This window comes from Agrobacterium sp. NPDC089420 (genome assembly GCF_044900305.1).
Lineage (GTDB): Bacteria > Pseudomonadota > Alphaproteobacteria > Rhizobiales > Rhizobiaceae > Agrobacterium.
In genome coordinates, this window is record NZ_JBJDMY010000001.1 from 340,979 (window position 1) to 367,250 (window position 26,272).

The window sequence follows — 26,272 nt, forward strand, 5'->3', positions numbered from 1 at the left end:
GACAAGCTGCGTGATGAGGCGATGGGCGCGATGATGAATGAGACGACCGATAACTTCGCCTTCAGCCAGATCCAGAGGCTGGAAGCCCCTTCCGGCGCATCCATCGCCTTCCGGCATCAGCCTTCCGCCCTTGTCCCCACCCGTGGCGTGTTGATGATCTGCCACGGCCTTGTCGAACATGCCGGCCGCTACCGCCGTTTTGCCGATGTCATGGCGAAACAGGGTTTCGAGGTCTATGCCCACGACCACCGCGGCCATGGCCGCACCAAAGCGGCGGATGCGCCGCTCGGCCGCTTCGCCTGGAAGGACGGCGCGGAAAAGGTCGTCGCCGATGTCATGGCGATGCGCGTGATGGTCGGAGAAAGACATCCCGGCCTTCCGGTCATCCTGTTCGGCCATTCCATGGGCGGCCTCGTGGCGCTGAATACCGCCGTCAGCCATCCGGATGCCTTCGACGGCCTGTCGATCTGGAATTCCAATCTCAATCCCGGCGTCATGGGCCGCATCGCCCAGGTGGTGTTGCGGCTTGAAAAAATGCTGAAGGGCTCGGACGTGCCGAGCGCCATCCTGCCGAAAGCGACCTTCCGCGCCTGGAACGCGAAAATGCCGGAAAAGCGCACCCATGCCGACTGGCTGAGCCACGACAGGGCGGCGGTGGACGCCTATGTGGAAGACCCGCTCTGCCAGTTCGAGGCCAGTGTTTCGCTCTGGCAGGATGTCTTCGAACTCTCCTATCGCGCGCCGAAACTCATCGAGCGCCTGCCGAAGACCTTGCCGCTTTTGCTGGTCAGCGGCGATCAGGACGCCGCCACCAATGATGGCAGGGAGATCGTCTGGCTGGCCGAGCGTTTCCGCCAGGCGGGCTTCAGCCATGTCGAACACACGATCTACAAGGGAATGCGGCACGAGACGCTGAACGAGATCGGCTGGCAGGCGGTAGCGGCGGATTTCGCTGCCTGGTGCGGCCGCGTCGTGGGTGGCAGCCAAACCCCCTCCCCGTCATTCCGGCCTTGAGCCGGAATCCAGCCGACGCGCGTCTGCGCGGCGAGAAGAGTCTTTTCAGCCCAATGACTTGGGCTGGCTGGATTCCGGCTCAAGGCCGGAATGACGGAATTAGGAAACACCAAGAACGCAACGAATGTCGAAGCTGCCGTGTCAGCCCCAATTCAGCGCCGTTCCAAAACGGAATAAGTCCATGAGATAAAATCACATGCGACGGGGCAAGCAGCGGTCTATAAACCGGCAAGGGAAAAACACCGGGGGACAGATGACTGACATGCCGAACAGGAAACCGCCGCTATCAGGCATTCGCGTCATCGAGCTGGCGCGTGTTCTGGCCGGCCCCTGGGCGGGGCAGATGCTGGCCGATATGGGCGCTGACGTCATCAAGGTGGAAAGTCCCGAAGGCGGCGACGACACCCGCACATGGGGGCCGCCCTTCGTCGAAGGTGCGGATGGAGAAAACCTCTCCGCCGCCTATTACCACGCCACCAATCGCGGCAAACGCTCCATCGTCGCCGATTTGAAGACGCCGGAAGGCTGCGAGCTGGTGCGCCGGCTGGTGCGCACCGCCGATGTCGTCATCGAGAACTTCAAGCGCGGCGGGCTTGCCAAATACGGCCTCGATTACGAGAGCCTGAGGGCGCTCAATCCGAAGCTGATCTATTGCTCGATCACCGGCTTCGGCCAGACCGGGCCTTATGCCGATTTCGCCGGTTACGATTACATCGTGCAGGGCATGTCCGGTTTCATGTCGATCACGGGCGAACCGGATGGCCAGCCGATGAAGGCCGGCGTGGCGGTGGCCGATATCTTCACCGGCATCTATTCCGTCAGCGCCATTCAGGCCGCGCTGATCCACGCCATCCGCACCGGTGAGGGCCAGCATATCGACATGGCGCTTCTCGATGTGCAATCGGCCGTGCTGGCCAACCAGAACATGAATTACCTGATTTCCGGCAGGCCGCCCGTCCGGCTCGGCAATGCCCATCCGAACATTTCCCCCTATGAGGTGGTGCCGACGGCCGATGGCTTCCTGATCCTCGCTGTCGGCAATGACGGCCAGTTCCGCCGCCTCTGCACGATCCTCGGCATTGGTGCGATTGCCGACGACGAACGTTACGCGACGAACAAGGCCCGCGTGGCCCACAAGGCGGACGTGCGGCGGATCGTCTCCACCGAAACGCTGAAATGGAACAAGCGCGATCTCCTGACAGCCTGCGAAAACAACGCCGTGCCGGCCGGGCCGATCAATTCCATCGAGGAAATGTTCGCCGATCCGCAGGTGAAGGCGCGCGGCCTCCGCGTCGATCTGGAGGCGGAAGACGGCACCGTCATCCCCGGTGTGCGGACACCCATTATCATGTCACAGACGCCGCTGCGTTATGAGCGCCCGAGCCCGAAGCTCGGCGAACATCAGGCGCAGGTGCTGGCCGAACTGGAAAACATCGAAAGGACCACCACGCCATGACTGCAGCCGGAATGAAAAGAACAGGCGGACAGTTGATCGTCGAAGCGCTGAAGGCCAATGGCGTCTCCCGCGTTTCCTGCGTTCCCGGCGAAAGCTATCTGGCCGTTTTGGATTCGCTATATGAAAGCGGCATCGAAACGGTCGTCTGCCGCCAGGAAGGCGGCGCCGCCATGATGGCCGATACCTGGGGCCGTCTGACGGGCGAACCCGGCATCTGCATGGTGACCCGTGGCCCGGGTGCCACCAATGCCTCGGCCGGCCTGCACATCGCAAGGCAGGATTCCATTCCGATGATCCTGTTCATCGGCCAGGTACAGCGCGAGGCCCGCGAGCGCGAGGCCTTTCAGGAGGTGGAATACCGCCGCGCCTTCACCGAATTCGCCAAATGGGTGGGCGAGATCGACGACGCACGCCGCATCCCCGAATTCGTCACCCGCGCCTTCGCTGTTGCCACCTCCGGCCGCCCCGGCCCGGTGGTGCTGACGCTGCCCGAAGACATGCTGGTGGAAGAGGTGGAAGCACCTGCGGCAAAGCCCTACACGCCCGTCGAAGCGCATCCCGGCCCGTCACAGGTCGCCGCCTTCGCCAAAATGCTGGGTGAAGCGAAACGGCCGATCTTCATTCTCGGCGGCACGCGCTGGTCCGGGACAAGCGTCGCGAGCTTCCGGGCATTTGCCGAAAACCACAAACTGCCTGTCGGCTGTTCCTTCCGCCGCCAGATGCTGTTCGATCACTTAAGCCCCTCCTATGCGGGCGATGTCGGCATCGGCATCAACCCGGCGCTGGCCAATGAGATCAAGGAAGCCGATCTCGTGGTGCTGCTCGGCGGTCGCCTTTCCGAAATGCCGTCTTCCGGTTATACGCTGCTCGACATCCCCTATCCGTCGCAGAAACTCGTCCATATCTATCCCGAAGCAGAAGAGCTTGGCCGCGTTTACCGTCCCGATCTGGCGATCTGCGCCGCCCCTGAGGATTTCGTCGCCGCCCTCTCCTCCATCTCGCTTCCGGCAAACGCCGCATGGGCGGAGCGCACCGCCGCCATGCATGCGGCTTACCTCACCTGGTCGACGCCGCCGCAGACCGGCCCCGGTGCGGTGCAGATGGGTCCGATCATGGACTGGATCGAGGCCAATGTGCCTGAGGATGCGATCTTCACCAATGGCGCGGGCAACTATGCCACCTGGCTGCACCGCTTCCACCGCTTCCGCCGTTACAACACGCAATCGGCCCCGACATCGGGCTCGATGGGTTACGGCCTGCCGGCGGCAGTTGCCGCCAAGCACCTTTTCCCGGAGCGCGAAGTGATCTGCTTTGCCGGCGACGGCTGTTTCATGATGCACGGACAGGAATTCATCACCGCGGTGCGTTACGGCTTGGCCGTCATCACGGTCCTGGTCAATAACGGCACCTATGGCACCATCCGCATGCATCAGGAACGGGAATATCCCGGCCGCGTCAGCGGCACCGACCTCGTCAATCCGGATTTCAACGCTTTTGCAAAGGCCTATGGCGGCCATGGCGAAACGGTGGAAAGAACGCAAGACTTCGCCGCCGCCTTCGAGCGGGCGCGTGCAAGCGGCAAGCCGGCCATCATCGAGGTGAAGCTGGATGCGGAAGCGATCACGCCAACGCGAACGCTGACGCAGATCAGGACCCGGGCCTGATATTGCCCGCCGATATTGGTGATGGACATGGCTCCGGCATGGTGTAAATCCTGACTGAAACTTACAGCTCAGGATGAGACATGCCGGACGTTGCCCCTCCCGTCATCACCCCACGCGGCGCAAAGATCGAGCCCTCGGCCGGCGCCCCTTTCGAGGCGGTGCGCGTGGCCCGCGACGTCCTGCACACATCACGCACCGCAGCGCTCGCCACGCTCGATCCGGTCAGCGGCTATCCCTATACGACCGCCACCAATATCGGCATCGAGCCGGACGGCACGCCGTTCTTCTTCGCGGCCGGGCTGACGCTGCATGCCCGCAACATGGAAGCCGACCCGCGCATCTCGCTGACGCTCGCACCCTTCGGCAAGGGCGATGCGCTGACATTGCCGCGGCTGACACTGGTGGGCAGGGCGGAACAGATCGGCGCGGATGAGACGCCACGCGCCATCGGGCGCTACATTGCCCGTTACCCCAAGGCCAAACTTTACCTCTCCCTTCCCGACACCAGGCTTTACCGCCTGCGGACGGAAGGCCTGCAGATCAATGGCGGCCCGGCCCGCAATGCCAGCAACATCACGCCCGCCGATCTGAGCACCGATCTGTCGGGCGCAGAGGAACTGATGGCGGCGGCGGAAAGCGAAGCGGCCCGCCTCAACGCCATCAGGGGCGAAGCGGCCCGGCTCGCCGTTCTGGCCGGCGCAAAGGCCGGCCGCTGGACGATCACCTCCATCGACCCGGATGGTATCGATCTCGCCTCGGCAAATGATCTGGCGCGGCTATGGTTTGCGGAGCGGGTGGAGACGTTGAAACAGTTCGAGAAGGCGCTTGCTCAAATTTCGAAATGAAGCTGGCAAGCAATTTGGGCAAGGCAATCCGACATACTGAACTCTCTTGCGTCGCCCTTACTGTCCATCTTTACCCTAGCACGCCTCCGTCATCCTTGCCCTTGAGGCGAGGATCCATCGCCGGGCCGTGTCGTGGATCCTCGCCTCAAGCCCGAAGAGGACGTCGGTTGAAACGAAAGCTCGAATTTACCAGCAGAATTTCCCATCAAAAAAGGCCGGGGCGCATTCCGCGACCCGGCCTTTCGCATAAATCAGTCCATTGCTCAGAGAGCAGCGGTCACGATGAATTCGACCTTGTAGTCCGGCGTTGCCAGCGCTGCTTCGCTGGTGGCGCGGGCCGGCGGGTTTGCCGGGTCGATCCAGCCTTCCCAGACGGCGTTCATTTCGCCGAAGGTGGACATGTCGGAAAGATAGATGATGGTCTGCAGGATCTTCGACTTGTCGGAACCGGCAGCGGCCAGCAGGCGGTCGACTTCAGCGAGAGCCGACTTGCTCTGTTCCGTCACGCTCGTGCCCTCGCCGACCTGGCCGGCCAGATAAACGGTGTTGCCGTGAACGACGGCGCCGCTCATGCGCTTGCCGGGCTCGATACGCTTGATGGTCATGGAAAACTCCTGTTGATTGGCATTAAAAATCGAAGATGCGCGGACAATCAGCCGCGCAGGTGATGGGTCTTTTCGTAGATCGCCGTGGAGCGCGCGCCGGAGCGGCAATAACCGAGCATCGGGCGCTGCAATTCGTCCAGCGCATCCACCATGCCGGCGACGGCGTCGGCATCGACGCCATAACGGCCGACCGGCACATGCATGATGGTGAGGCCAAGCTGCTCGGCACGCTCGGCAATATCGGCGAAAAGCGGCTGTCCCTCTTCTTCGCCGTCAGGCCGGTGGCAGACGATCGACTTGAAGCCGAGTGCCTTGACCTCATCCAGATCGGCGACGCTGATCTGTCCCGTCACCGAATATTCGTCGTCTATGCGCCTGATATCCATGTCATGCCTCCGCTGAAACCGGCGTCCGCGCCGCTGGCTGTCACCCTTGAAATCCGCATCCGATGTAAGCGGTCAAACCCCGCGCGTCAATGACGCTGCGCCGTCATTCGGTCCAGCTCAGAGGATGGAAAAGCGCAGGCCGAAGGAACGGCTTTCACCGGGCTGGAGAATATTGAACTCGCCGGCAGCCTCGAGTTCCCTGCGCCCCACCCAGCGATGCGAAACCGGCTCGATGCCGAGCACATTGGCCGGGTCCTGCTGGTTGCGCCACATCTGCAGATAAGGCAGCGTTTCCGTTCGAAAACGAACGCTCAGCGTCCTGCCGCCAATCGCGGCGATCGGGCCGAGCTTCAGCTCCGCCCATTCATCCTTGCCGGCGGGGACGCAAAAGACATTGCCCGGCTCCTCGCCGAAACGCCAGCCATGGCCGCCGCCATCCAGCATCGCGCCGTCCAGCCGTACCGCATCGTCAAACAGGCGGGCGCCGACATTCATGTGATACATCAGGAACACCGGGATCGGCCGCGCCGAGGTGTTGACGATCCGGTCATCGAGGCTGACTTCGCCGCTGTCGCCATCGATACGCCATGTCCGTTCCAGCAGCGCCGCGCCGCCATCGGCCAGCGTGACGGGAACCTCAACCCGCGCCAGCGCATTGGACTCCTGAACGTCGAACGCCACTATCTTGGCCGGATGCGCGGAGAAGGACCCATGCAACGGATATCGACGCCCCTCCGCGTCACCCTCGATCGGCTCGGGATGGCGGATATGATCGGGACCGCAGGTGAAGAGAAAACCTTCCAGCGAGTGGTCGATGCGCGCATCGCCATCATCGGGAATGGCGCGGCCGGGCGCGATATCGATGCCGTCGACGACGCAGGCGCCAATATCGAAGACGGAGGTTTCATCGAGGAAAATGCGTGGCGATTTGCCAGCCTGAAACGAACGCAAGACAACCTCCCTGTGGCGGTAAAAACGCATGAATCACGGAAACGCTACTAGTCGTGACGGAAATTAAGATTGCATTAACCGCGAATTCACCTTTTTCACAATAGGGTCAAGATTGCGGTGTGTTTATCGGTGAACGAAGCAAGGGATAGCAGAATCGTGAAACAGTTTCTTAACGCAGCTCTGGGTCTGACGGTCGCGCTGGCGACGGTTATCGCCCCGCTACAGGCTGGCGCACAGCAGCGTTATGGCGATCAGCAGACGATGCTGGTGACCCCGGATGGCCGTGTGCTCGACTTCATGCCGGAGCGCGGCGATATCGTCATCAGCCGCGATTCGATGGGACGCACGGTGTTTTACGACCGATACGGCAATCTGCTGGCCACCGAGATGCCCTCCGGCTACCAGCGGCAGCAGGCGCGTCAGCAGCGCGACACCACCTATTATCCGCCCGCCCCCGGCGGCCAGTACCGCGAACCACAGCGCGACTACGGCTATCAGGACAATGGCAGCGTGCGCGATTACCGCGAATATCGCGGCGACGGCTCGGACGACAATTTTTATACCGGCTCCGTTCCCGCCCCCGGCGCGGTGGAAAGCGGACCGCTCGGCCAGCCCATGCCCGGCGAAAGCACCACGGCCGCCGTTCCGCAGCCCGATCATCTGATTGAGCGCCACACGCCGGTGACCACACCGGTCAACCGCTCGCGGCAGGAGATCGTCGCGCTTCAGACCTTCCTCGACCGCGAAGGCATCTCGCCCGGCGTCATCGACGGCAAGATGGGCGACAACGTCAACAAGGCCATCGCCGCCTGGCAGGACATGACCGGCGAAAAGCTGGATCCGAACAATTCCGACGACATTCTGGAGCGCCTGCGCTCTTCCGGCGGCATGCCGATCGTCGACTACACCATCACCGCCGCCGATGCCGCCGGCCCCTATGTCGCCTCCATTCCGGACGACTATGCCGAAAAATCGCAGCTGCCCGCCCTCTCATTTACCTCCACCTCAGAGGCGCTCGCCGAACGCTTCCACATGGATGAGAACTATCTGAAGGAGTTGAACCCCGGCATCGATTTCTCGGTGCCCGGCACCATCATCAAGGTGGTCAATCCGGGCGAGACGAAAAAGGGGCAGGTGGCCCGTATCGTCGCGCATAAGGGCATCAAGCAGGTCTTCGCCTATGGTGAGGACGGCAATCTGATCGCCGCCTATCCCGCTACCATCGGTTCCACGGATACGCCCTCGCCGAGCGGCACGCATACGGTCGAGCGCATCGCGCTCAATCCCGGCTATACCTATAATCCGAAGATCAACTTCAAGCAGGGCCAGAACGACAAGATCCTGCAGATCCCGCCGGGTCCGAACGGCCCGGTCGGCACGGTCTGGATTGCCCTGTCGAAGCCGACCTACGGTATTCATGGCACACCGGAACCCTCCAAGATCGGCAAGACCAACAGCCACGGCTGTATCCGCCTAACCAACTGGGATGCAACCGAACTGGCAAAAATGGTCCGCCCCGGCGTCGTGGTCGAATTCGCGGAATAAAGCGACGACAATAAAAAAGATAAGCCCGGCGGATCATGATCCGCCGGGCTTTTTCGTTGATAGGGCTTTATCCGCGCTTTTCCGTAAGGAAGTACAGCAGTGCCGCCACCGGCAAGGCGAAACCGATCCAAGAGGCGGCTTGCCATTCGCCGACAGCATAAGCCCAGCCGCCCACGGCCGAACCGACGGCGCCGCCCATGAAAAACGTCGCCATGTAGATGCCGTTCAGGCGGCTGCGGAATTCAGCCCCGAGCGTGAAGATCGCCCGCTGGCCCAGCACCAGATTGGTGGTGACGCCGAAATCCAGAACGATAGCTGCGACCACTAGAACGGCAAGCGCGAGATGCGAGCCTTCGGGTGCAAGATGCGTTACGGCAAAGGAGAGCGCGACCGCCACCAATGCGAAGAAGGTAGCGGCGCGGGTCCAGCCGCGATCAGCCATCCGCCCGGCAATTGGCGCAGCCACGGTGCCGGCCGCGCCGGCAAGCGCAAACAACGCGATCTCACCCTGGCTCAGGTTGAAATGCGGCCCGCTCAGATAAAGCGGCGTCGTGGTCCAGAACAGGCTGAAGGCGGCAAACAGGAACGCGTGATAGATCGCCCGCCGCCGCAGGATCGGCGTGTGCAGCGCAAGCCTGCCCATCGAGGCCATCAACGCGCCATAGCTCAGCCGTGCTTCGGGCATACGGACCGGCAAAAGGCGGAAAAGCACCACGGCAAGAAGCGCCATGACCGCCGCCGACGTCAGAAAGACGCCGCGCCAGGACACCACTTCCGACAGCAGGCTGGAAACCGGCCGCGCCAGCATGATACCGGCCATCAGCCCGCTCATGACATTGCCGACCACCCGGCCGCGAAGGGCGTGCGGCGCCATGTGCGCGGCATAGGGAACGATGACCTGCACCGCCACCGAGCTGACGCCGACCAGGAAGGCGGCGACGAGAAACGGGGCCGCATGCGGCGCGAAGGCCGCAGCGACAAGCGACAGCACCGCCATCGAGACGGCACTGACAACCAGCTTGCGATTTTCGATGAGATCGCCGAGCGGCACGACGAACAGCAGGCCGACGCCGTAGCCGATCTGCGTCAGGGTCACGATCAGACCGGTGGCGCCGGCGGAAAGACCAAGCTCCGCCCCGATGATGCCGGCCAGCGGCTGGGCATAATAAAGATTGGCGGCAATCAACCCGCAGGCTGTCGCCAGCAGAAAAGTCAGAGCCGGGGAAAGGGATGTTGCATCACCATCCTCCCCCTCAATTACACGCGTCGTCATCATTCTCTCCAATACGGAAACGAGCGTTTCCTAAATAGGCATAAATTCAATCAGCAAGCTTCATGGCGACATCCACCACGACCACCATGTCCTTGAGGCTGCGCCCCGTCTTTCCCACCACGCGCATGCCGTACATCATGCACAGCATCGCCCGGGCGAGATCATCGGGATCGACCTTCGAATGCACCGAACCGTCCTTCTGCCCTTCGGCAACGAGGCGGGCGACAATCCGTTCCCTCGCCTTGACGGCCCGCTCGACCACAACGGCAATATCGTCGTCCAGCGCCGCCAGATCGGCAGCGGCACCGACAACCAGGCATCCATCAGAGCCGGCGCCGCCATGCGACCGTTCCGCATAAAACATCAGCCCTGCCCTCAGGCGCGCATAACCGGTGTCGTAACCGGCGACCGCCGCCTCGAAACGCTCGGTCTGTACGATCCTGTAGCGTTCCATCGTGGCGATGAAGACGGCTTTCTTGTCCTTGAAGGCCTTGTAAAGACTGCCCTGCGCCAGCTCCATCGCATCGGTAAGGTCACCGACGGAAGTGGCGTGATACCCGCGTCTGGAAAAAACCCGGATCGCACCATCGAGCGCGCGGTCGATGTCGAACTCGCGCGGCCTGCCGCGATGGCGCTGTTCCCGGGAATGGGTGTAGCTGGTCTTACTCATGGCCGGAATATAGGAAACGATCATTTCCGAATCAAGCACATAATGAAGCCGGCGCGAAAAAGCCGCGACCAACACCCCGTCAAGCCTGACGGCGGCCAATGGTCCGGGGCATCACCACGCGTCTGCGGTGATGAACGCCGCGGACGGATCGGACGTTGAAGGCAATATTTCAGGCAGCCTTGCGGGTGAAAAGGCGCGCAGGTTGCGTGCCAAGCCGGAGCGGGCGTCTTGGCAGGAGGCCAAGCACTTCACCCGCAAAGGTTTTGGCATTTTCCACCGCCTTGTCGATGTTGCTGACCTTGTCCTTGTCAAGACAGAGAAGCGTGCCGCCATAGTCGAAAATATCGCGATAGGCCGCTCTCTCGACAATGGGCGTGCTGAGAACCGAGACGTTCTTCTCCGCCAGCAGCATCTTGACCAGCAGCAGCGAACGCGTCGCCACCATGGCGTTCACCCGCGTCAGCACGATGGAATGGGCAATCGCCCTGCCCGTCTTGCGGTTCAGGAATTCGATATGATCGAGAACCTCCGCCGCACCCCGCGCATCCATGGCCGAGCCCTGAACCGGGATCAGCACATGATCGGAAATGCCGAGAGCCATGGTCAGAAGCGGGCTTTTCGCACCTGGCAGATCGATGATGAAACAGTCGGTATTGGCCTTGTTTTCGCGGATATGCACCTCGAGCGAGGCCGTCGTCACATGCGAAATCACCGAGAGGTTTTCGATATCGCCGGACAATTCGTGCCAGCGGGAAATCCACAATTGCGGATCGGCATCGAGAACCGTGACGCGGTGGCCGCTACGGGCCAGTTCGGTCGCCAGAAGCAGCACGGCCGTGGTTTTTCCGGCGCCGCCCTTGGTATTGGCAAAAGTGATGACTGACATGATACCCCCTGTTGGTCAGAGCCGTTTCATGCTCATTCACGCACCGACGTCCTCATGGTGCTTTCCACAATCTTAACGAACAGGGTTAACAAATGGCTAAGAACGGTTATGCCGTGCAACAAAAAGCCCGCGATTTGTAACGCGGGCTTTATGAATTATAGACCACATCTCAGCTCTGTCCTGACGCAGGACACGGACATTGCCCCTCATTTCTTCTCCCCGCCGGGGAGAAGAAACACGCTGCACCGCTCGATCCTTAAAAGCCCGACGAATGCCGCGTCTTATCAGAAGCAGTCCTCGAACAACTTCCTGGTATTTTCCAGCGTCATCGGCACCGGATTGCCGCCGCAGCTCGGATCCTTGATCGCTTCCGCAGCGAGCTCGTCGATACGATCCGGCTTGATGCCCATGGCGGTCAGGTTTTCCGGCACGCCGAGTTCCTTGCGAAGTTCCAGCACATAGTCATAAAAGCCGTCGAAACCGCCGGAAATGCCGAGATAGGCGGCCGCGCGAGCGATCTTGTCCTCGATGGCGGGGCGATTGAAACGCAGCACCGCCGGCATGACGACGGCATTGGTCATGCCGTGATGGGTGTTGTAGACCGCCCCGATCGGATGCGAGAGCGAGTGAATGGCGCCGAGGCCCTTCTGGAAGGCAACCGCCCCCATCGCCGCCGCCGCCATCATGTTGGTGCGCGCTTCGATGTCCGTGCCGTCCTTGTAAGCGCGCGGCAGGAATTCCTTGACCAGACGCAGGCCCTCCAGCGCCACGCCGGCGCTCATCGGGTGATAGAAGGGCGAGGAATAGGCCTCGAGGCAATGGGCGAAGGCATCCATGCCCGTTCCCGCCGTGATGACCTTCGGCATGCCGATCGTCAGCTCCGGATCGCAGATGACGACGCCAGGCAACAGCTTGGGATGGAAGATGATCTTCTTCACATGCGTCTTGGAATTGGTGATGACGCTGGCGCGGCCGACTTCCGAACCGGTGCCAGCCGTCGTCGGAACGGCGACGATGGGCGCGATCTTCGAGGCATCCGCCCGTGTCCACCAGTCGCCAATATCCTCGAAATCCCAGACCGGGCGGGTCTGCCCGGCCATGAAGGCGATGGTTTTGCCCAGATCGAGGCCGGAGCCGCCGCCGAAGGCCACGACACCGTCATGGCCGCCATCGCGATAGACCTTAACACCCGCTTCCATGTTGATCTCGTTGGGGTTCGGATCGACCTCGGCAAAGATCGCCCGGCCGAGCCCCGCCTCTTCCAGTACATCCAGCGCATGCGCGGTGATCGCCATGTTGGCGAGGCCGCGATCCGTCACGAGCAGCGGCTTCTTGATGCCGAGCGTCTTGCAGGCTTCCGCCAGTTCCTTGATCCGGCCGCGGCCAAGCTTGACGGCGGTGGGATAACTCCAGTTGGCGACGATATTCATTTCGTGACTTTCTTCAGATGGTAGGATTTAGGGCGGGTCAGGTTCTGGAAACCGAGAATGGAAAGCGAACCGCCACGGCCGGTTTCCTTCACGCCGGTCCAGCAAAGGGCGGGATCGAGATAATCGGCGCGGTTCATGAACACGGTGCCGGTTTCGATCTCGCGGCCGATGCGCCCGGCGCGAGCGGCATCCTGCGTCCACAGCGAAGCGGTCAGGCCGTATTTGCTGTCGTTCATCAGCGCGATGGCTTCGTCGTCATTCTTGACCTTCATGATGCCGACGGCGGGACCGAAGGTTTCTTCGGTCATGAATTCCATGGAATGATCGACATTGACGAGGACTTGCGGCGCGACATAGGCGCTTTCGCCGTCATCGGCCGGGAACAGCTTCGGATCGACCAGCGCCCTGGCGCCCTTGGCAACGGCGTCAGTGATCTGCGCGCGCACCACCTTGGCGAAACGCTTGTTGGCCATCGGCCCGAGCGTCGTTTCCTCAACCAGCGGATTACCGAGCTTGTAATTGGACACCCACGCCACCGACTTCTCGACGAATTCGTCATAGAGGTTTTCATTGACGTAGATGCGCTCGATACCGCAGCAGCATTGGCCGGAATTATAGGTCGCGCCGTCCATCAGCGTATCGACGGCGGCGTCGAGATCGGCATCCTCCATCACGTAACCGGGATCCTTGCCGCCGAGTTCAAGACCGAGGCCGGTGAAGGTGCCGGCAGCGGCGCGCTCGATGGCCCGGCCGCCTTCCACAGAACCGGTGAAATTGACGAAATTGAACAGGCCTTCGGAAATCAGCGCCGACGTCGTGCCATGGTCGAGGAAAACGTTGATGAAGACGTCTTCCGGCACGCCAGCCTCGACGAAGGCCCGCACCATCCGCTCGCCGACAAGAAGCGTCTGCGCCGCATGTTTGATGACCACGGTATTGCCGGCCATCAAGGCGGGCGCGACGGTGTTGATCGCCGTCATGTAAGGATAGTTCCACGGCGCGATGACGAAGACCACGCCATGCGCCTCGCGCTCGATGCGGCGTTCGAAATTGCCGCTTTCTTCGATGACGAGCGGCGCCAGCGCATCGGCGGCGATGGAAGCGACATAGTTTGAGCGTTCGTTGAAGCCCTTGAACTCGCCGCCATAACGCACCGGACGGCCCATCATATGCGCCAGTTCCGGCACCACCTCCGCCACCATTTCGTTGAGGCGCGCTACACCCTTCAGAACCAGCTGAACGCGGTCCTCAAGCGGACGCCGCGCCCAGTCCTTTTGCGCCTTGCGCGCCTTCGAAACGGCGGCCCGCGCCGCCTCCAGCGACATCGCCTCCCGCTCGGCGTAAACCGAGCCGTCGATGGGCGAGATATTCTGGATCATGGTCATGATGTTTTCCCGTAATGATTAGGCTCGTTCGAAACCGCGCGCCACTTCCCAGTCGGTGACGCGGCGGTCGTATTCTTCCTGTTCCCACCGTCCGGCATGGACGTAATGATCGATCACATCGTCGCCGAAGGCGTTGCGCAACATTGTCGATCCATCCAGAAACGCGGTGGCGTCACGCAGGGTCTTGGGTATCTCGCGCACGTCCTTGCCGCCATAGGCGTCACCGACAAAAGCGGGCTCAAGTTCGAGTTTATTTTCGATGCCGTCAATGCCTGCCGCGAGAAGAGCCGCCATGGCGAGATAGGGATTGAGATCGGAGCCGCCGACACGGCATTCGATGCGAATACCCTTCGTGCCCTCACCGCAGAGGCGATATCCGGCCGTGCGGTTGTCGAGGCTCCAGATCGCCTTGGTGGGCGCAAACGTGCCGGCCATGAAGCGCTTGTAGGAATTGATGTAGGGCGCCAGAAAATAGGTGATCTCGCTGGCATGGGCCAGAAGCCCGGCAACATAATGCCGCATCAGCTCCGACATGCCGTGCTTGGCGTCCTTGTCGAGGAAGGCCGGCGTCTTGCCGTCTGCGCTCCACAGCGACTGGTGAATATGCGAGGAACTGCCGGCGGCGTTGTAGTTCCACTTGGCGAGGAAGGTCACGGCCTTGCCCTTCGACCAGGCGATCTCCTTGGTGGCGTTCTTGATGATGGCGTGCCGGTCGGCCATGGTCAGCGCCTCGGCATAACGCACATTGATTTCCGCCTGGCCGGGAGACGCCTCGCCCTTGGAATTCTCGACCGGAATGCCAGCGCCCTGCAGACCCTTGCGCAGCGCCCGCATCACGTCCTCTTCCTTGGTGGTCTGGAAGATATGGTAATCCTCGTTGTAACCGCTGGCGAGGTTCAGCCCCTTGTAGCCGTTGGCGCGCGCCGCATCGAAGGTCTGGTCGAACAGGAAGAATTCCAGCTCGGTCGCCATATAGGCCTTCAGCCCCATGGCCTCCAGCCGCGCCACCTGCTTTTTCAGAAGCGCGCGCGGCGAATGCGGCACCTCTTCATGGGTGTGATGATCGAGCACGTCGCACAGAACCAGCGCCGTGCCTTCCAGCCATGGCACGCGCCGCAGCGTCGAAAGATCGGGTTTCAGCACGTAGTCGCCATAACCCTTTTCCCAGCTGGACGATTTGTAGCCGGGAACAGTTTCCATCTCCATGTCGGTGGCAAGCACGTAATTGCAGCTATGGGTTTCCTCATAGGCGCTTTCGACGAAGAACTCGGCCTGGAACCGCTTGCCCATCAGACGCCCCTGCATGTCGACAAGGCAGGCCAGAACCGTGTCGATGCGCCCCTCGGCGACATCCATCTTCAGCGCGTCGAATGTGTAGCTCGTCATTTTGTCCGTTCCCTTTTATTGTGGCGATCGGGCGGCCGGCAGACGGCCGCCCGTTTTTTCATCAGGCCTTTGCAGCCGCCGCTGCCACGGCAGCCTGCTTGTGCTCCAGCGCGAATTCCTCTTCCGGCGACAGGATGAGGCGGTGGCGTCCGACAAAGGCGAAATAGGCGATCGCCACGGCAAACCACACGGCGACCCACAGCACGCCCTTGGTGAAGTTCGGATCCTGGATCTGGTAAAGCAGCGTGACGATGGCGATGATGATCGTCAGCACCGCGCCGGGAATGCCGAAGGGCGAGCGGAACGGCCGTTCGATATGCGGCAGGTTCTTTCTGAGCAGGATGAAGGAAATCGCCTGCATGATGTAGGAGAACATGGCGCCGAACACGGCCATGTTCAAAAGCACGCTGCCGATAATGCTGCCGCCCTCTTCCGCACCCAGCGAGAACCAGATGACGAGCATGACCGCGAGGCCGACGAGAGCGCCGGCGATGTTGGCAACGAAGGGTGTGCGGTATTTCGAGTGCGTGATCGACAGCACGGTCGGGAAATAACCCGCACGCGAGAGCGAATAGATCTGCCGGCCCTGCGCATAAAGGATCGTATGGAAGCTGGCGATCAGACCGGTGAGCGCCACGAGGCCGAGCAGCACGACACCGCCATCGCCATAGATCGCCTTGAAACCATCCAGCAGCGGTTCAAGCGAAGAACCGAGATGGAAGGCGCCGACGCCCGGCAGCGACGGGTTGAGCAGCACGATCATGAAGGCGGAGACCATCAGCGTGATGACGCCGAGGATGATGCCCTTCGGCATGTCGCGTTTCGGATCGACCGATTCTTCGGCGGCCAGCGGCAATTGCTCGATGGCGAGGAACAGCCAGACCGCGAAAGGCAGCGTCGCAAGAACGCCCGAGAAACCGAAGGGGAAGAACGAACCGCCGCCGTCCGGCAGCTCCACCGCCTTGCCGTCCGGGCCGACGCCGATATTCAGCGCGTAACGCGAAAAATCGATATTCGGAATGGCGCTGATCCAGAAGAACACCAGAACGCCGAGCGAAATCAGCGTGATGATCAGCGTCACCTTGAAGGATAGCTCCAGCCCGAAGACGTTAAGCGCCAGGAAGATCGCATAGAAGGCTATCCACACAAAGGGTGAATAGGCGGGATCGAGCCCGAGGATGGAATTCACATAGGCGGTGATGAAGGTGACGACGACCGCCGGCGTCAGCACATATTCGACATTCTCGCAAAGTCCGGTGATGAAGCCGCCCCACGGACCCATGGCCGTGCGGGCGAAGGAATAGGCGGCACCGGTATGCGGAAGCGCCGGGCTCATTTCCGCGATCGAAAATGTCAGCCCGAGATACATGATGGCGATGATGATGCCCGCCACCAGCATGCCGCCCCAGCCGCCGGTGGAAAAGCCGAAATTCCATCCGGAAAAATGCCCGGAAATAACCGCACCGACGCCGAGCGACCAGAGCGACCATACCCCCGCATAACGGGATAGTCCGCGTTTTTCGAAATAGGATGCATCAGCCTTCTTGTAGCTGACGCCTGACGATGAACTGTCCATGCCCTTCTCTCCTGAATAAGAAAAAAACAAGCCAGTCAGCCGTTATTGGCCGATTGTGCCCCAGTTTTCAGCACCTGCGGAAGATTTCCCGCCTTGTGCCGCACGCACTTGCTGTTCCCTTGCCGCTTCATGCCTTTCCGGCTTGCTTGAATGTCGGCAGTCTCGTTGGTGGCCGGCCCCGGTGTTTTCACCATCGGCCAGCCCTTGCTCCCTCACTCATCGATTGATGAGAGCGCCTTCCCCATAAGTTCGTGGAGGAAACCGGCGATGGCCGCCTGCTCTCCTTCATTGGCGATCAGATCGTTGCGGATCTCGATCATGACGTTCAAAAGCCCATCGGGCAGCGCATGCAGCCGCAGCGTATGCGTCACGCCGTCTTCAGGACCGTAAGGATCGTTGCGCCTGACCGTCAGCGCCGATCCTTCGGCACTCGCCAGCATTGCATCGGCCAGGCGGCTGTCGCTGTCATGCAGGATACCTATCTGAACCTCGCGAAACTGCCCGTGATAGACCGGCGTGAAACTGTGAATGGTCACCACCACCACCCTTCGGCCCGCTGCCTGTCGTTCGGCGATGATGTCGCTCACCCGATCGTGAAACGGCACATAAAGCGCGGAGGTGCGGGCAAACCGCTCGGCGTCGGAAAGATCGAGATTGCCGGGAATATTATAGATCTCGCTTTTCACCGGCATGGCGGAAGGCGATTCGGGCGGCCGGTTGCAATCATAGACGAGCCGCGAGAACCGCTGATAAACCAGCGTGGCGTCAAGGCTTTGCGACAGCCGTCGTGCGACGGCAAGGGCGCCCGGATCCCAGGCCGCATGGCTGGAAAGCACATCGGGCGAAAGACCGAGCGTGCCGAATTTTTGCGGAATGGTGGCGGAGGCATGCTCACAGACGAGAAGGACGTCACCTTGCGCCGCGGCGTTCTCGACGCCGACCGCCTGTCCTTCCGCTTTCGTGAAAAAATCTGAACGCACCGTCATGAAAGCACCCCGCCGGGGAACCCCGCTCCCCGCCAACGCCGAAAAGAATTCTTCACATTATCGCGAGTGTCAAATGGAATTTTGAAATTTTCTCTTCATTTTTCCCATTGACTCGATAGCTGGCGCAGATGTTTATTTTAGCCGATTGACCGGCATAAAGACCGGAAGGGGAAAGATTTGCGCAGCACGACGGCGACCGTGTCGGATGTCATCCATGCCCATTACGACGCGTTGACCCGTTCGGAAAGACGGCTGGCGGAGAGCCTGCTCGGCAACTACCCGGTCTCCGGCCTCGGCAGCATCACCACCATTGCCGAAAATGCCGGCGTTTCGACGCCGACGGTGGCGCGCATGGTGCAGAAGCTCGGCTACAAGGGTTACCCGGAGTTCCAGGCGCATCTGCATCAGGAACTGGAAGCGACCATTTCCGGCCCGGTCGCCAAGCACGACCGCTGGGCCACCAATGCGCCGGGTCTGCATATTCTCAACCGCTTCGCCGATGCCATTACCGGCAATCTGCGCGATACGCTGAGCGATCTCGACACCGCCGTCTTCGACAATGCCGCAGCGCTGCTGTCCGACCGCAAGCGCAGCATCTATTTCGTCGGCGGACGCATCACCGGGGCGATCGCCGAATATTTCTTCACCCATATGCAGGTGATTCGTCCGAAAACGACGCTGATGTCGTCGAATTCCAGCGCCTGGCCGCAATATATGCTGAATATGAGCGCCGGCGACGTGCTGGTGATCTTCGACATTCGCCGTTACGAACACGACATGACGACACTTGCCGAAGTGGCCAGGGCAAACGGCGTCGAGATCATCCTCTTTACCGATCAATGGACGTCGCCGGTGGCGCGCCACGCGCGGCACACCTTCCGCGTCAGGATCGAGGCGCCCTCGGCATGGGATTCTTCGGTCGTCACATTGTTCGTGGTCGAAGCGCTGATCGAAGCGGTGCAGAGCGGCACCTGGGACGAAACCAAGGAGCGCATGAACGCGCTGGAAGGCCTGTTCGAACAGACACGTCTGTTCCGCCGTCCGGACAGAACATGAGGAATTGTATAGCCGGCAACTTGCTTGACGCGGTTGCCGCACGCTGATTGGATACCTGTAATCGCTACCAGCACGATAAAACAGGATAAGCAACCAAGCTGGGGAACGTATCTGGTCAACAAGGATGATGAGGGGATATCCCGCAATTGCAGGCACAAAAGCCTGATGATGGCGGAAAATGGGCGTAAAGTGGCGGAATCCGGATAAATAAATTGCAATTCAGCCGTCACATTAGCTTCATCTAGAATCCGTATCAGCGTCCGCAATATGAGAACACGAAGAGGAGAAAAAAGTGATCTCTCACTGCCGCCGACTGCTTGCTACGACCACCGCAATGGTCATTGCCTCCACCGCGATCGCTGCCGCTGAGCCGAGCGCCGAACTGATCGCCGCCGCCAAGAAGGAAGGCATGCTGACCACCATCGCGCTGCCGCACGACTGGTGCGGTTACGGCGACGTGATCGCCTCCTTCAAGGCGAAGTACCCGGAAATCACCGTCAACGAACTGAACCCCGACGCCGGCTCCGCCGACGAAGTCGAAGCGGTGAAGGCAAACAAGGACAACAAGGGTCCGCAGGCTCCTGACGTCATCGACGTCGGCCTCGCTTTCGGCCCGCAGATGAAGGCCGAAGGCCTGCTGCAGCCCTACAAGGTCTCCACCTGGGACGAAATTCCCGACAACGTCAAGGATTCCGAAGGTTACTGGTACGGCGACTATTACGGCGTGATGTCGCTCTTCGTGAACAAGGACCTCGTCAACAACGTGCCGAAGGACTGGGCCGACCTTCTGAAGCCGGAATATTCCGGCCAGGTAGCGCTCGCAGGCGATCCGCGCGCCTCCAACCAGGCGATCCTCGGCGTTCTCGCCGCCGGTCTCGCCACCGGTGCGAAATCCGGCAAGGAAGCCGGTGAAGCAGGCCTGAAGTACTTCGCCGACCTCAACAAGGCCGGCAACTTCCTGCCGGTCATCGGCAAGGCCGGCACGCTGGCGCAGGGCGCAACCCCGATCATCATCGCCTGGGACTACAACGCCCTGTCCTGGAAGAAGACCCTGAACGACAACCCGCCGACGGAAGTCGTGGTGCCTGAAAAGGGCGTTCTGGCGGGTGTTTACGTCCAGGGCATCTCCGCTTACGCCCCGCATCCGAACGCCGCCAAGCTGTGGATGGAGCATCTCTATTCCGACGACGGTCAGCTTGGCTGGCTGAAGGGCTATTGCCACCCGATCCGCTTCAACGCCATGGTCAAGGCCGGCAAGGTTCCGCAGGAGCTGATCGACAGCCTGCCGCCGGCAGCGGCCTATGAAAAGGCGATCTTCCCGACGCTCGAGGAAGTTGATGCCAACAAGGCCGCCGTTACGGCCGGCTGGGACAGCGTCGTCGGCGCGAACGTGAAGTAAACTGTTGAAAACTCAACCCCGGCCGATCAAAAGGCCGGGGTGCTTCTTTTGGAATTAAACCTTAATAGACAGACCGTTTTAAAAGCGGCGTTTGGGGACAAGGCATGCCATCAACCAACACCGGCGGACCATCCGACGCGGGCAGAAAGTTGCCGTTGCACTGGATAGGCGTCGTACCTTTCGCCGTCTTTGTTCTGCTGTTTCTGATCATGCCGACGATGAAGATCGTGATCGGCGCATTCCAGCATGCCGATGGCAGTTTCACGCTGGAGAACATCGCCGGGCTCTTCACCTCGTCGATCCTTGCCGCCTACTGGATTTCGATCAAGATCAGCCTCGCCTCGGCTGCCCTCGGCTGCCTGATCGGTTTTGCCGTGGCCGCCGCCGTGGTCCTTGGCGGCCTGCCGCAGCGCATCCGCGGACCGCTTCTGACCTTTTCGGGCGTCGCTTCGCAATTTGCCGGCGTGCCGCTCGCCTTCGCCTTCATCGCCACGCTCGGCCCGGTCGGCCTGCTCACCGTCTTCCTGAAGACGCAGATCGGCATCGATCTTCGGCTCCTCGGCTTCAACATCCTGTCCTTCTGGGGCCTGACGGTCACCTATCTGTTCTTCCAGATCCCGCTGATGATCCTCATCATCACGCCGGCGCTGGACGGGCTGAAGCGCGAATGGCGCGAGGCAGCGGAAATTCTCGGCGCCACCGGCCTGCAATATTGGCGCATGGTGGCCTTTCCCATCCTGTTGCCGTCGCTGCTCGGCACCATGTCGCTGCTCTTCGCCAACGCCTTCGGCGCCGTGGCCACTGCAATCGCGCTCACCGGTTCCTCGCTCAACATCGTGCCGATCCTGCTCTTCGCCCAGATCCGCGGCGACGTTCTCGGCAATCCGCATCTCGGCTACGCGCTCGCCTTCGGCATGATCGTCGTTACCGGCATTGCCAATGCGCTTTATATCTGGCTGCGCGCCCGCAGCGAAAGGTGGCTGAAATGAAGCGGTTCTTCGCCTGGGGCGCGCTGATCTTCGGCCTGCTCTATTTTGCCCTGCCGCTGATCGGCATGACCAACTTCTCGCTGAAGATGCGGCGCGGCGAATATTCCTTCGACGCCTATGCAAGGGTGCTCACCGATCCGCGTTTCCAGGAAACCTTCAGCTATTCGGTGGTGATGGCCCTGTTCACCATCGTCTTCGGGGTTCTGCTCGTCGTGCCCACCGCCTATTGGGTGAGGCTGAAGCTGCCCGGCCTCAGGCCCTATATCGAATTCATCACGCTGCTGCCGCTGGTCATCCCGGCCATCGTCATCGTCTTCGGTTATATCCGGCTCTACAATACCTCCAGCTGGCTGCCGCTGACCGGCACGAGCTTCGGCACCAACCTGCTTTTGATGTTCGGTTACGCCACGCTCGCCCTGCCCTATATGTACCGCGCCGTCGATACCGGTCTTAGAACCATCGACGTTTCGACGCTGACGGAAGCGGCACAGAGCCTCGGCGCGGGCTGGACGACCATCCTGTCACGGATCATCCTGCCCAATGTCCTGGTCGCCGTGCTGTCTGGCGCGTTCTTGACCTTCGCCATCGTCATCGGTGAATTCACCATGGCGGCCCTTTTGAACCGCCCGGCCTTCGGCCCCTACATGCAGCTGCTCGGCGCCAACCGCGCCTATGAACCGGCCGCACTTGCCGTGATTTCCTTCGGCATCACCTGGGGTTGCCTGGGTCTGATCCAACTCGTTTCACGCTACCAGAAGGGCGCGCCTCCCAAGGCCTGAGGACAATATTTTCATGAGCTTTTTGACACTTAGCAACATCAAGAAATCCTTCGGCTCCGTACAGGTCGTGCATGATTTCAACATGGCCATCGAAAAGGGCGAGTTCGTCTCCTTCCTCGGGCCATCGGGCTGCGGCAAGACCACCGTGCTGCGCATGATCGCCGGTTTCGAAACCCCGAGCGGCGGATCGATCGTCATCAACGGCAAGGATCAGACGGCGCTGCGTCCCAACCAGCGCAATATCGGCATGGTGTTCCAGGCCTATGCGTTGTTCCCGAACATGAATGTCTATGAAAACGTCGCCTTCGGCCTGAAAGTCGCCGGCAAGCCGAAAGCCGAGATCGATGCGCGTGTGAAGGAAATGCTCCAGCTCATCCATCTCGAACATCTGGCCGACCGCTATCCCTATCAGATGTCCGGAGGCCAGCAGCAGCGCGTGGCATTGGCCCGCGCGCTCGCCCCGAAGCCGGAAGTGCTGCTGCTGGACGAGCCGCTATCCGCGCTCGACGCCAAGATCCGCGTGTCGCTGCGCGAGGAAATCCGCCAGATCCAGCAGAAGCTCGGCATCACCACCATTTTCGTGACCCATGATCAGGAAGAGGCCCTGTCGATTTCCGACCGCATCGTGGTCATGAATGCCGGCCGCGCCGACCAGATCGGCACGCCCTTCGATATCTACAACAAGCCGGCGACCCGTTTCGTCGCCTCCTTCGTCGGCACGCTGAACCTTATCGACGCCACCGTCGTCGATTCCTCGACCAACACTATCCGTGTCGGCGAGCAGCAGATCACGCTGCAAAAACCTGTCGAGGCGGCTAACGGCGAAAAAATCACGCTCGCGCTGCGCCCCGAAGCGGGTTCGCTCGGCAGTGACGCGAAAGGCGATGTCGCCATTTCCGGCGCCGTCACCTCCAGCCAGTTCCTTGGGTCCGTCATCCGCACCCGTCTCGATCTCGGGGGCTCGACCTTGTCCTTCGACATGTTCAATGATCCCGGCACCGCGCCGCCTGCCCTTGGCGAACAGGTGACGCTCAAATTCGCAGCGGGCGATCTGATGGTGATCAAGGACTAAATCGCTTTTCTCCATTGGGGGAAGCGGCTAGAGCAGGTATTGAGACCGAACCTGCAAGCCAGCGATATGAGGCCATGATGCGCGCGCTTTTTTACGAACGATTCGGCGAGACCCCTGTTGTCGCATCCCTGCCCGATCCGGAACCGACCGATGGCGGCGTGGTCATCGCGGTGAAGGCGACCGGCCTCTGCCGCAGCGACTGGCACGGCTGGATGGGGCATGATCCGGATATCCGCCTGCCGCATGTTCCGGGCCACGAATTCGCCGGCGTCATCGCCGCGGTCGGCAAGAACGTCACCCGCTTCAGGACCGGCGATCGGGTCACCGTGCCTTTCGTTTCCGGCTGCGGCCATTGCCAGGAATGCCGCTCCGGCAACCAGCAGGTCTGCGAAGCGCAGTTCCAGCCGGGCTTCACCCATTGGGGTTCGTTTGCCGAATATGTCGCCATCGACTATGCCGACCAGAACCTCGTGCATCTGCCTGATACGATGAGTTACGCCACCGCCGCCGGTCTCGGCTGCCGTTTCGCCACCTCATTCCGCGCCGTGACCGATCAGGGACGCCTGAAGGGCGGCGAATGGCTGGCCGTTCACGGCTGCGGCGGCGTCGGCCTCTCCGCCATCATGATCGGCGCGGGCCTTGGCGCGCAGGTCGTCGCCATCGATATTGCCGAAGACAAGCTCGAACTCGCCCGGCAGCTGGGTGCGACCGCAACCATCAACAGCCGCATGGTCGCCGATGTTTCCGAAGCGGTGCGCGAGGTGACGGGCGGCGGGGCGCATGTCTCGGTCGACGCGCTTGGCCATCCGCAGACCTGCTGCAACTCCATCAGCAACCTGCGCCGTCGCGGGCGCCATGTGCAGGTGGGGCTGATGCTCGCCGATCACGCCATGCCGGCTATCCCCATGGCCCGGGTGATTGCGCATGAACTCGAGATTTACGGCAGCCACGGCATGCAGGCATGGCGTTATGAGGACATGCTGGCGATGATCGAAAGCGGCAGACTCGCGCCGGAAAAGCTGATCGGCCGCCACATCACCCTTTCGGAGGCCGCCACCGCCCTGCCCGCCATGGACAATTTCAGGGAAAGCGGGATCAGCATCATCGACCGGTTCGAATAACGCCGTTCCTGCGGGCATCGGGCTGGTGGAATTTTGCCTGGATCAGGCGCTTCTGCGTCCGAACGTCCGGACCGGAGCGCCTGCCCGAGGCGGCACATGCGCCGAGGTCGGTGCCGACGCCCCCGCGCCCCGGTCAGCTTGGCCATCGCTCGACGGACGGTTCATCAATTGTTTCTTCCGGATCTCCAGCGGATCGAAATCCGCGTCCGTGGAGCCGCTGTCGGGGACATAAGGCGTGGTCAACGATCGCGCGAACCACCGGGTGAAGTGCAGCCCCTTGTGTACAAACACAAAAAAGCCGCACACCAGCATGGCCACGACAATCACGAAGCCCCAGCGGTTGTTCTCCTCATCGCGGGCCGCCCGTTCCAGGCGATGCTTGGCCGTCGGGTCGAAACCGAGCGTCGCCCTCAACCGCACAATATCCGCGTCGCTGAGCTTGCTGTAGCGGTCGCCATTATAAAGAACATAACCGTCGCCGTTCTCGCTGTTCAGATAACCGAGGTCGAAAGCCTTTCCTTCCCGAAGGAAAGCAGTTGTGTTCGGCAGATCGTAGACGAGATCGATCGTCTCGCCGCCACCGAAACCGGGAATGGCAAATAACCTTGCCTTGCGGGCCTGCGCCTGCGTGGCCGATATCGAAGACACCAGAGCAACGGCTACAAATAACGTGATGGAATTCATCCATTCCTCGCGACAGCGATCACAATGCATGACGATTGCCACGACTGGATTAATGCGACGTTTATATTGTAATTATACTTCTACTCATCCCAATAAAAATCGAAACTATACGTGAATTTCTGATTTTATATCACATATATCATAATATATGAAATTACTATTCCGCTTAAAACGCAGACCGACGATAGCGGCGCGTATGCCATTGGCGATGCCTGCGCACGGCGTTAAACGTCATGGTCGGTGATCCACGGGTTTCATGGGCGAAGGTTCAGCCGAGGGAGTGACGGATCAGATGCAAGGACCGCAACATGCTGTTTCTCGATAGCGTAACCATGAAGGAAACCCCGGACGGACGGGAGGAATATCCGTTTTCGGTTCCCGCCTTGCGCCATCTGGAACGCCTTGAATTCAAGACGCCGATCACCTTTTTCGCCGGCAATAACGGTTCGGGAAAATCGACGCTGCTGGAAGGGCTGGCAGCGGGAATGACGGCCTATGCCATTGGCAATCATGGCCAGATTTCCGGCGATCTCTACCTTCAGCACGCCGAGACCGTGGCGAAAGCCTTCTATTTCGTCCGCAAGAAATATCCGAAGATCCGCATGTTCATGCGTGCGGAGGACGTGCTCGGTTATGTTCGCCGGCAGAACGAGGAAACACTGGACGATTTTCGCTGGGAGCGGGAAAAAGCGACGAAAAAAGGCGAGGACTTTCCCGAAGAAACGCCGGAGACGTTTCGCACCATCGTCAGAAACAATGCCATCGACCGCCGATCGCATGGTGAAGGGTTTCTCGATATCATGCGGCAGCGGCTGCACCGCGCCGGCCTCTATTTTCTCGACGAACCCGAAAGCCCGCTTTCACCGCAAAAACAGCTGGAACTGGCCGCAATCATCCGCAACGCCGCCGATGGCGGCGGGCAATTGATCATCGCCACCCATTCGCCGGTCCTCTTGGCCATTCCCGAAGCGACAATCTATGATTTCGATGAGCGCGGCATCACCGAACGCCTGTATGACGAGCTGGAGAATATTTCTTTCCTGCGGCGTTTTCTCGACCGTCCGTCGAAATACCTCGGCGATTGAGCAGCAATAAGGCTTGAAATCACGCCGCG

General features: G+C 60.9%; 25 protein-coding genes. 12 read left to right on the forward strand and 13 right to left on the reverse strand.

Annotated elements, in window-relative coordinates; genetic code table 11:
* Positions 1-33 precede the first annotated feature (33 nt).
* The 4 genes from ACI2KA_RS01710 (at position 34) to ACI2KA_RS01725 (ending at position 4,979) form a co-directional block, all read left to right on the forward strand.
* Positions 34-1,014 carry an alpha/beta fold hydrolase gene (locus tag ACI2KA_RS01710; protein WP_404498928.1) on the forward strand — a complete coding sequence of 327 codons (981 nt, stop codon included), beginning with the start codon at positions 34-36 and terminating at the stop codon, positions 1,012-1,014.
* Between the two features lie 253 nt (positions 1,015-1,267).
* Positions 1,268-2,470 (forward strand): CaiB/BaiF CoA transferase family protein, encoded by a 1,203-nt coding sequence (locus ACI2KA_RS01715; RefSeq protein WP_404498626.1) that lies wholly within the window; start codon positions 1,268-1,270, stop codon positions 2,468-2,470.
* Entirely contained in the window at positions 2,467-4,134 is a 1,668-nt protein-coding gene (locus ACI2KA_RS01720) for a thiamine pyrophosphate-binding protein (protein ID WP_404498628.1), read from the forward strand. The genes ACI2KA_RS01715 and ACI2KA_RS01720 overlap by 4 nt, the downstream gene beginning before the upstream one ends.
* Positions 4,135-4,214: 80 nt before the next feature.
* A complete protein-coding gene (locus ACI2KA_RS01725; RefSeq protein ID WP_404498630.1) occupies positions 4,215-4,979 on the forward strand; it encodes a HugZ family protein in 765 nt (254 codons plus the stop codon).
* Between the two features lie 263 nt (positions 4,980-5,242).
* Here ACI2KA_RS01725 and ACI2KA_RS01730 read toward each other — a convergent pair whose 3' ends face one another.
* From ACI2KA_RS01730 to ACI2KA_RS01740, 3 genes are all read right to left on the reverse strand, one after another.
* Positions 5,243-5,584, reverse strand: coding sequence for a RidA family protein (locus tag ACI2KA_RS01730; protein ID WP_004442838.1), 342 nt, complete (start codon positions 5,582-5,584; stop codon positions 5,243-5,245).
* A 47-nt stretch (positions 5,585-5,631) separates the two neighbouring features.
* On the reverse strand, positions 5,632-5,970 hold the full coding sequence (locus ACI2KA_RS01735; RefSeq protein ID WP_404498632.1) for a TIGR01244 family sulfur transferase: 339 nt from the start codon (positions 5,968-5,970) through the stop codon (positions 5,632-5,634).
* Between the two features lie 117 nt (positions 5,971-6,087).
* A complete protein-coding gene (locus ACI2KA_RS01740) occupies positions 6,088-6,921 on the reverse strand; it encodes an aldose 1-epimerase family protein (protein WP_404498634.1) in 834 nt (277 codons plus the stop codon).
* Between the two features lie 156 nt (positions 6,922-7,077).
* Between ACI2KA_RS01740 and ACI2KA_RS01745 the strand changes: the two genes are divergently transcribed.
* Positions 7,078-8,466, forward strand: a complete 1,389-nt coding sequence (locus tag ACI2KA_RS01745; protein WP_404498636.1) for a L,D-transpeptidase family protein — start codon at positions 7,078-7,080, stop codon at positions 8,464-8,466.
* 67 nt (positions 8,467-8,533) lie between these two features.
* Here ACI2KA_RS01745 and ACI2KA_RS01750 read toward each other — a convergent pair whose 3' ends face one another.
* From ACI2KA_RS01750 to ACI2KA_RS01790, 9 genes are all read right to left on the reverse strand, one after another.
* A complete protein-coding gene (locus ACI2KA_RS01750; RefSeq protein ID WP_404498638.1) occupies positions 8,534-9,739 on the reverse strand; it encodes an MFS transporter in 1,206 nt (401 codons plus the stop codon).
* A 46-nt stretch (positions 9,740-9,785) separates the two neighbouring features.
* On the reverse strand, positions 9,786-10,433 hold the full coding sequence (locus ACI2KA_RS01755; protein ID WP_404498640.1) for a TetR/AcrR family transcriptional regulator: 648 nt from the start codon (positions 10,431-10,433) through the stop codon (positions 9,786-9,788).
* A gap of 145 nt (positions 10,434-10,578) precedes the next feature.
* A complete protein-coding gene (locus ACI2KA_RS01760) occupies positions 10,579-11,295 on the reverse strand; it encodes a ParA family protein (protein WP_404498642.1) in 717 nt (238 codons plus the stop codon).
* 284 nt (positions 11,296-11,579) lie between these two features.
* Positions 11,580-12,725: an iron-containing alcohol dehydrogenase gene (locus tag ACI2KA_RS01765; protein ID WP_404498644.1), complete on the reverse strand. Its 1,146-nt coding sequence runs from the start codon at positions 12,723-12,725 to the stop codon at positions 11,580-11,582.
* A complete protein-coding gene (locus ACI2KA_RS01770) occupies positions 12,722-14,110 on the reverse strand; it encodes an aldehyde dehydrogenase family protein (protein WP_404498646.1) in 1,389 nt (462 codons plus the stop codon). Before ACI2KA_RS01770 ends, ACI2KA_RS01765 begins: the two co-directional genes overlap by 4 nt.
* Before the next feature lie 18 nt (positions 14,111-14,128).
* The gene (locus ACI2KA_RS01775) at positions 14,129-15,496 is read right to left on the reverse strand and encodes a glutamine synthetase family protein (RefSeq protein ID WP_404498648.1); all 1,368 of its coding nucleotides are present in this window, start codon (positions 15,494-15,496) and stop codon (positions 14,129-14,131) included.
* A 61-nt stretch (positions 15,497-15,557) separates the two neighbouring features.
* Complete coding sequence (locus ACI2KA_RS01780; protein WP_404498650.1) at positions 15,558-17,072, reverse strand: amino acid permease; 1,515 nt, start codon at positions 17,070-17,072, stop codon at positions 15,558-15,560.
* 35 nt (positions 17,073-17,107) lie between these two features.
* Positions 17,108-17,266 (reverse strand): hypothetical protein, encoded by a 159-nt coding sequence (locus tag ACI2KA_RS01785; protein ID WP_404498652.1) that lies wholly within the window; start codon positions 17,264-17,266, stop codon positions 17,108-17,110.
* Between the two features lie 18 nt (positions 17,267-17,284).
* Positions 17,285-18,058: an N-formylglutamate amidohydrolase gene (locus tag ACI2KA_RS01790; RefSeq protein WP_404498654.1), complete on the reverse strand. Its 774-nt coding sequence runs from the start codon at positions 18,056-18,058 to the stop codon at positions 17,285-17,287.
* A 177-nt stretch (positions 18,059-18,235) separates the two neighbouring features.
* Between ACI2KA_RS01790 and ACI2KA_RS01795 the strand changes: the two genes are divergently transcribed.
* The 6 genes from ACI2KA_RS01795 (at position 18,236) to ACI2KA_RS01820 (ending at position 24,474) form a co-directional block, all read left to right on the forward strand.
* Positions 18,236-19,114 carry a MurR/RpiR family transcriptional regulator gene (locus ACI2KA_RS01795; RefSeq protein WP_404498656.1) on the forward strand — a complete coding sequence of 293 codons (879 nt, stop codon included), beginning with the start codon at positions 18,236-18,238 and terminating at the stop codon, positions 19,112-19,114.
* A gap of 292 nt (positions 19,115-19,406) precedes the next feature.
* Entirely contained in the window at positions 19,407-20,513 is a 1,107-nt protein-coding gene (locus ACI2KA_RS01800; protein WP_404498658.1) for an ABC transporter substrate-binding protein, read from the forward strand.
* A 104-nt stretch (positions 20,514-20,617) separates the two neighbouring features.
* A complete protein-coding gene (locus ACI2KA_RS01805) occupies positions 20,618-21,502 on the forward strand; it encodes an ABC transporter permease subunit (protein WP_020813650.1) in 885 nt (294 codons plus the stop codon).
* Complete coding sequence (locus tag ACI2KA_RS01810; RefSeq protein ID WP_404498660.1) at positions 21,499-22,281, forward strand: ABC transporter permease; 783 nt, start codon at positions 21,499-21,501, stop codon at positions 22,279-22,281. The genes ACI2KA_RS01805 and ACI2KA_RS01810 overlap by 4 nt, the downstream gene beginning before the upstream one ends.
* Positions 22,282-22,294: 13 nt before the next feature.
* Positions 22,295-23,353 carry an ABC transporter ATP-binding protein gene (locus ACI2KA_RS01815; RefSeq protein ID WP_404498662.1) on the forward strand — a complete coding sequence of 353 codons (1,059 nt, stop codon included), beginning with the start codon at positions 22,295-22,297 and terminating at the stop codon, positions 23,351-23,353.
* A gap of 77 nt (positions 23,354-23,430) precedes the next feature.
* On the forward strand, positions 23,431-24,474 hold the full coding sequence (locus ACI2KA_RS01820) for a zinc-dependent alcohol dehydrogenase family protein (RefSeq protein ID WP_404498664.1): 1,044 nt from the start codon (positions 23,431-23,433) through the stop codon (positions 24,472-24,474).
* 42 nt (positions 24,475-24,516) lie between these two features.
* Here the strand turns inward: ACI2KA_RS01820 and ACI2KA_RS01825 are convergent, their stop codons facing one another.
* On the reverse strand, positions 24,517-25,158 hold the full coding sequence (locus ACI2KA_RS01825) for a hypothetical protein (RefSeq protein WP_404498666.1): 642 nt from the start codon (positions 25,156-25,158) through the stop codon (positions 24,517-24,519).
* A gap of 308 nt (positions 25,159-25,466) precedes the next feature.
* On the opposite strand from ACI2KA_RS01825, the gene ACI2KA_RS01830 reads away from it, so the two are divergent.
* Positions 25,467-26,243, forward strand: a complete 777-nt coding sequence (locus ACI2KA_RS01830) for an AAA family ATPase (RefSeq protein ID WP_404498668.1) — start codon at positions 25,467-25,469, stop codon at positions 26,241-26,243.
* Positions 26,244-26,272 lie beyond the last annotated feature (29 nt).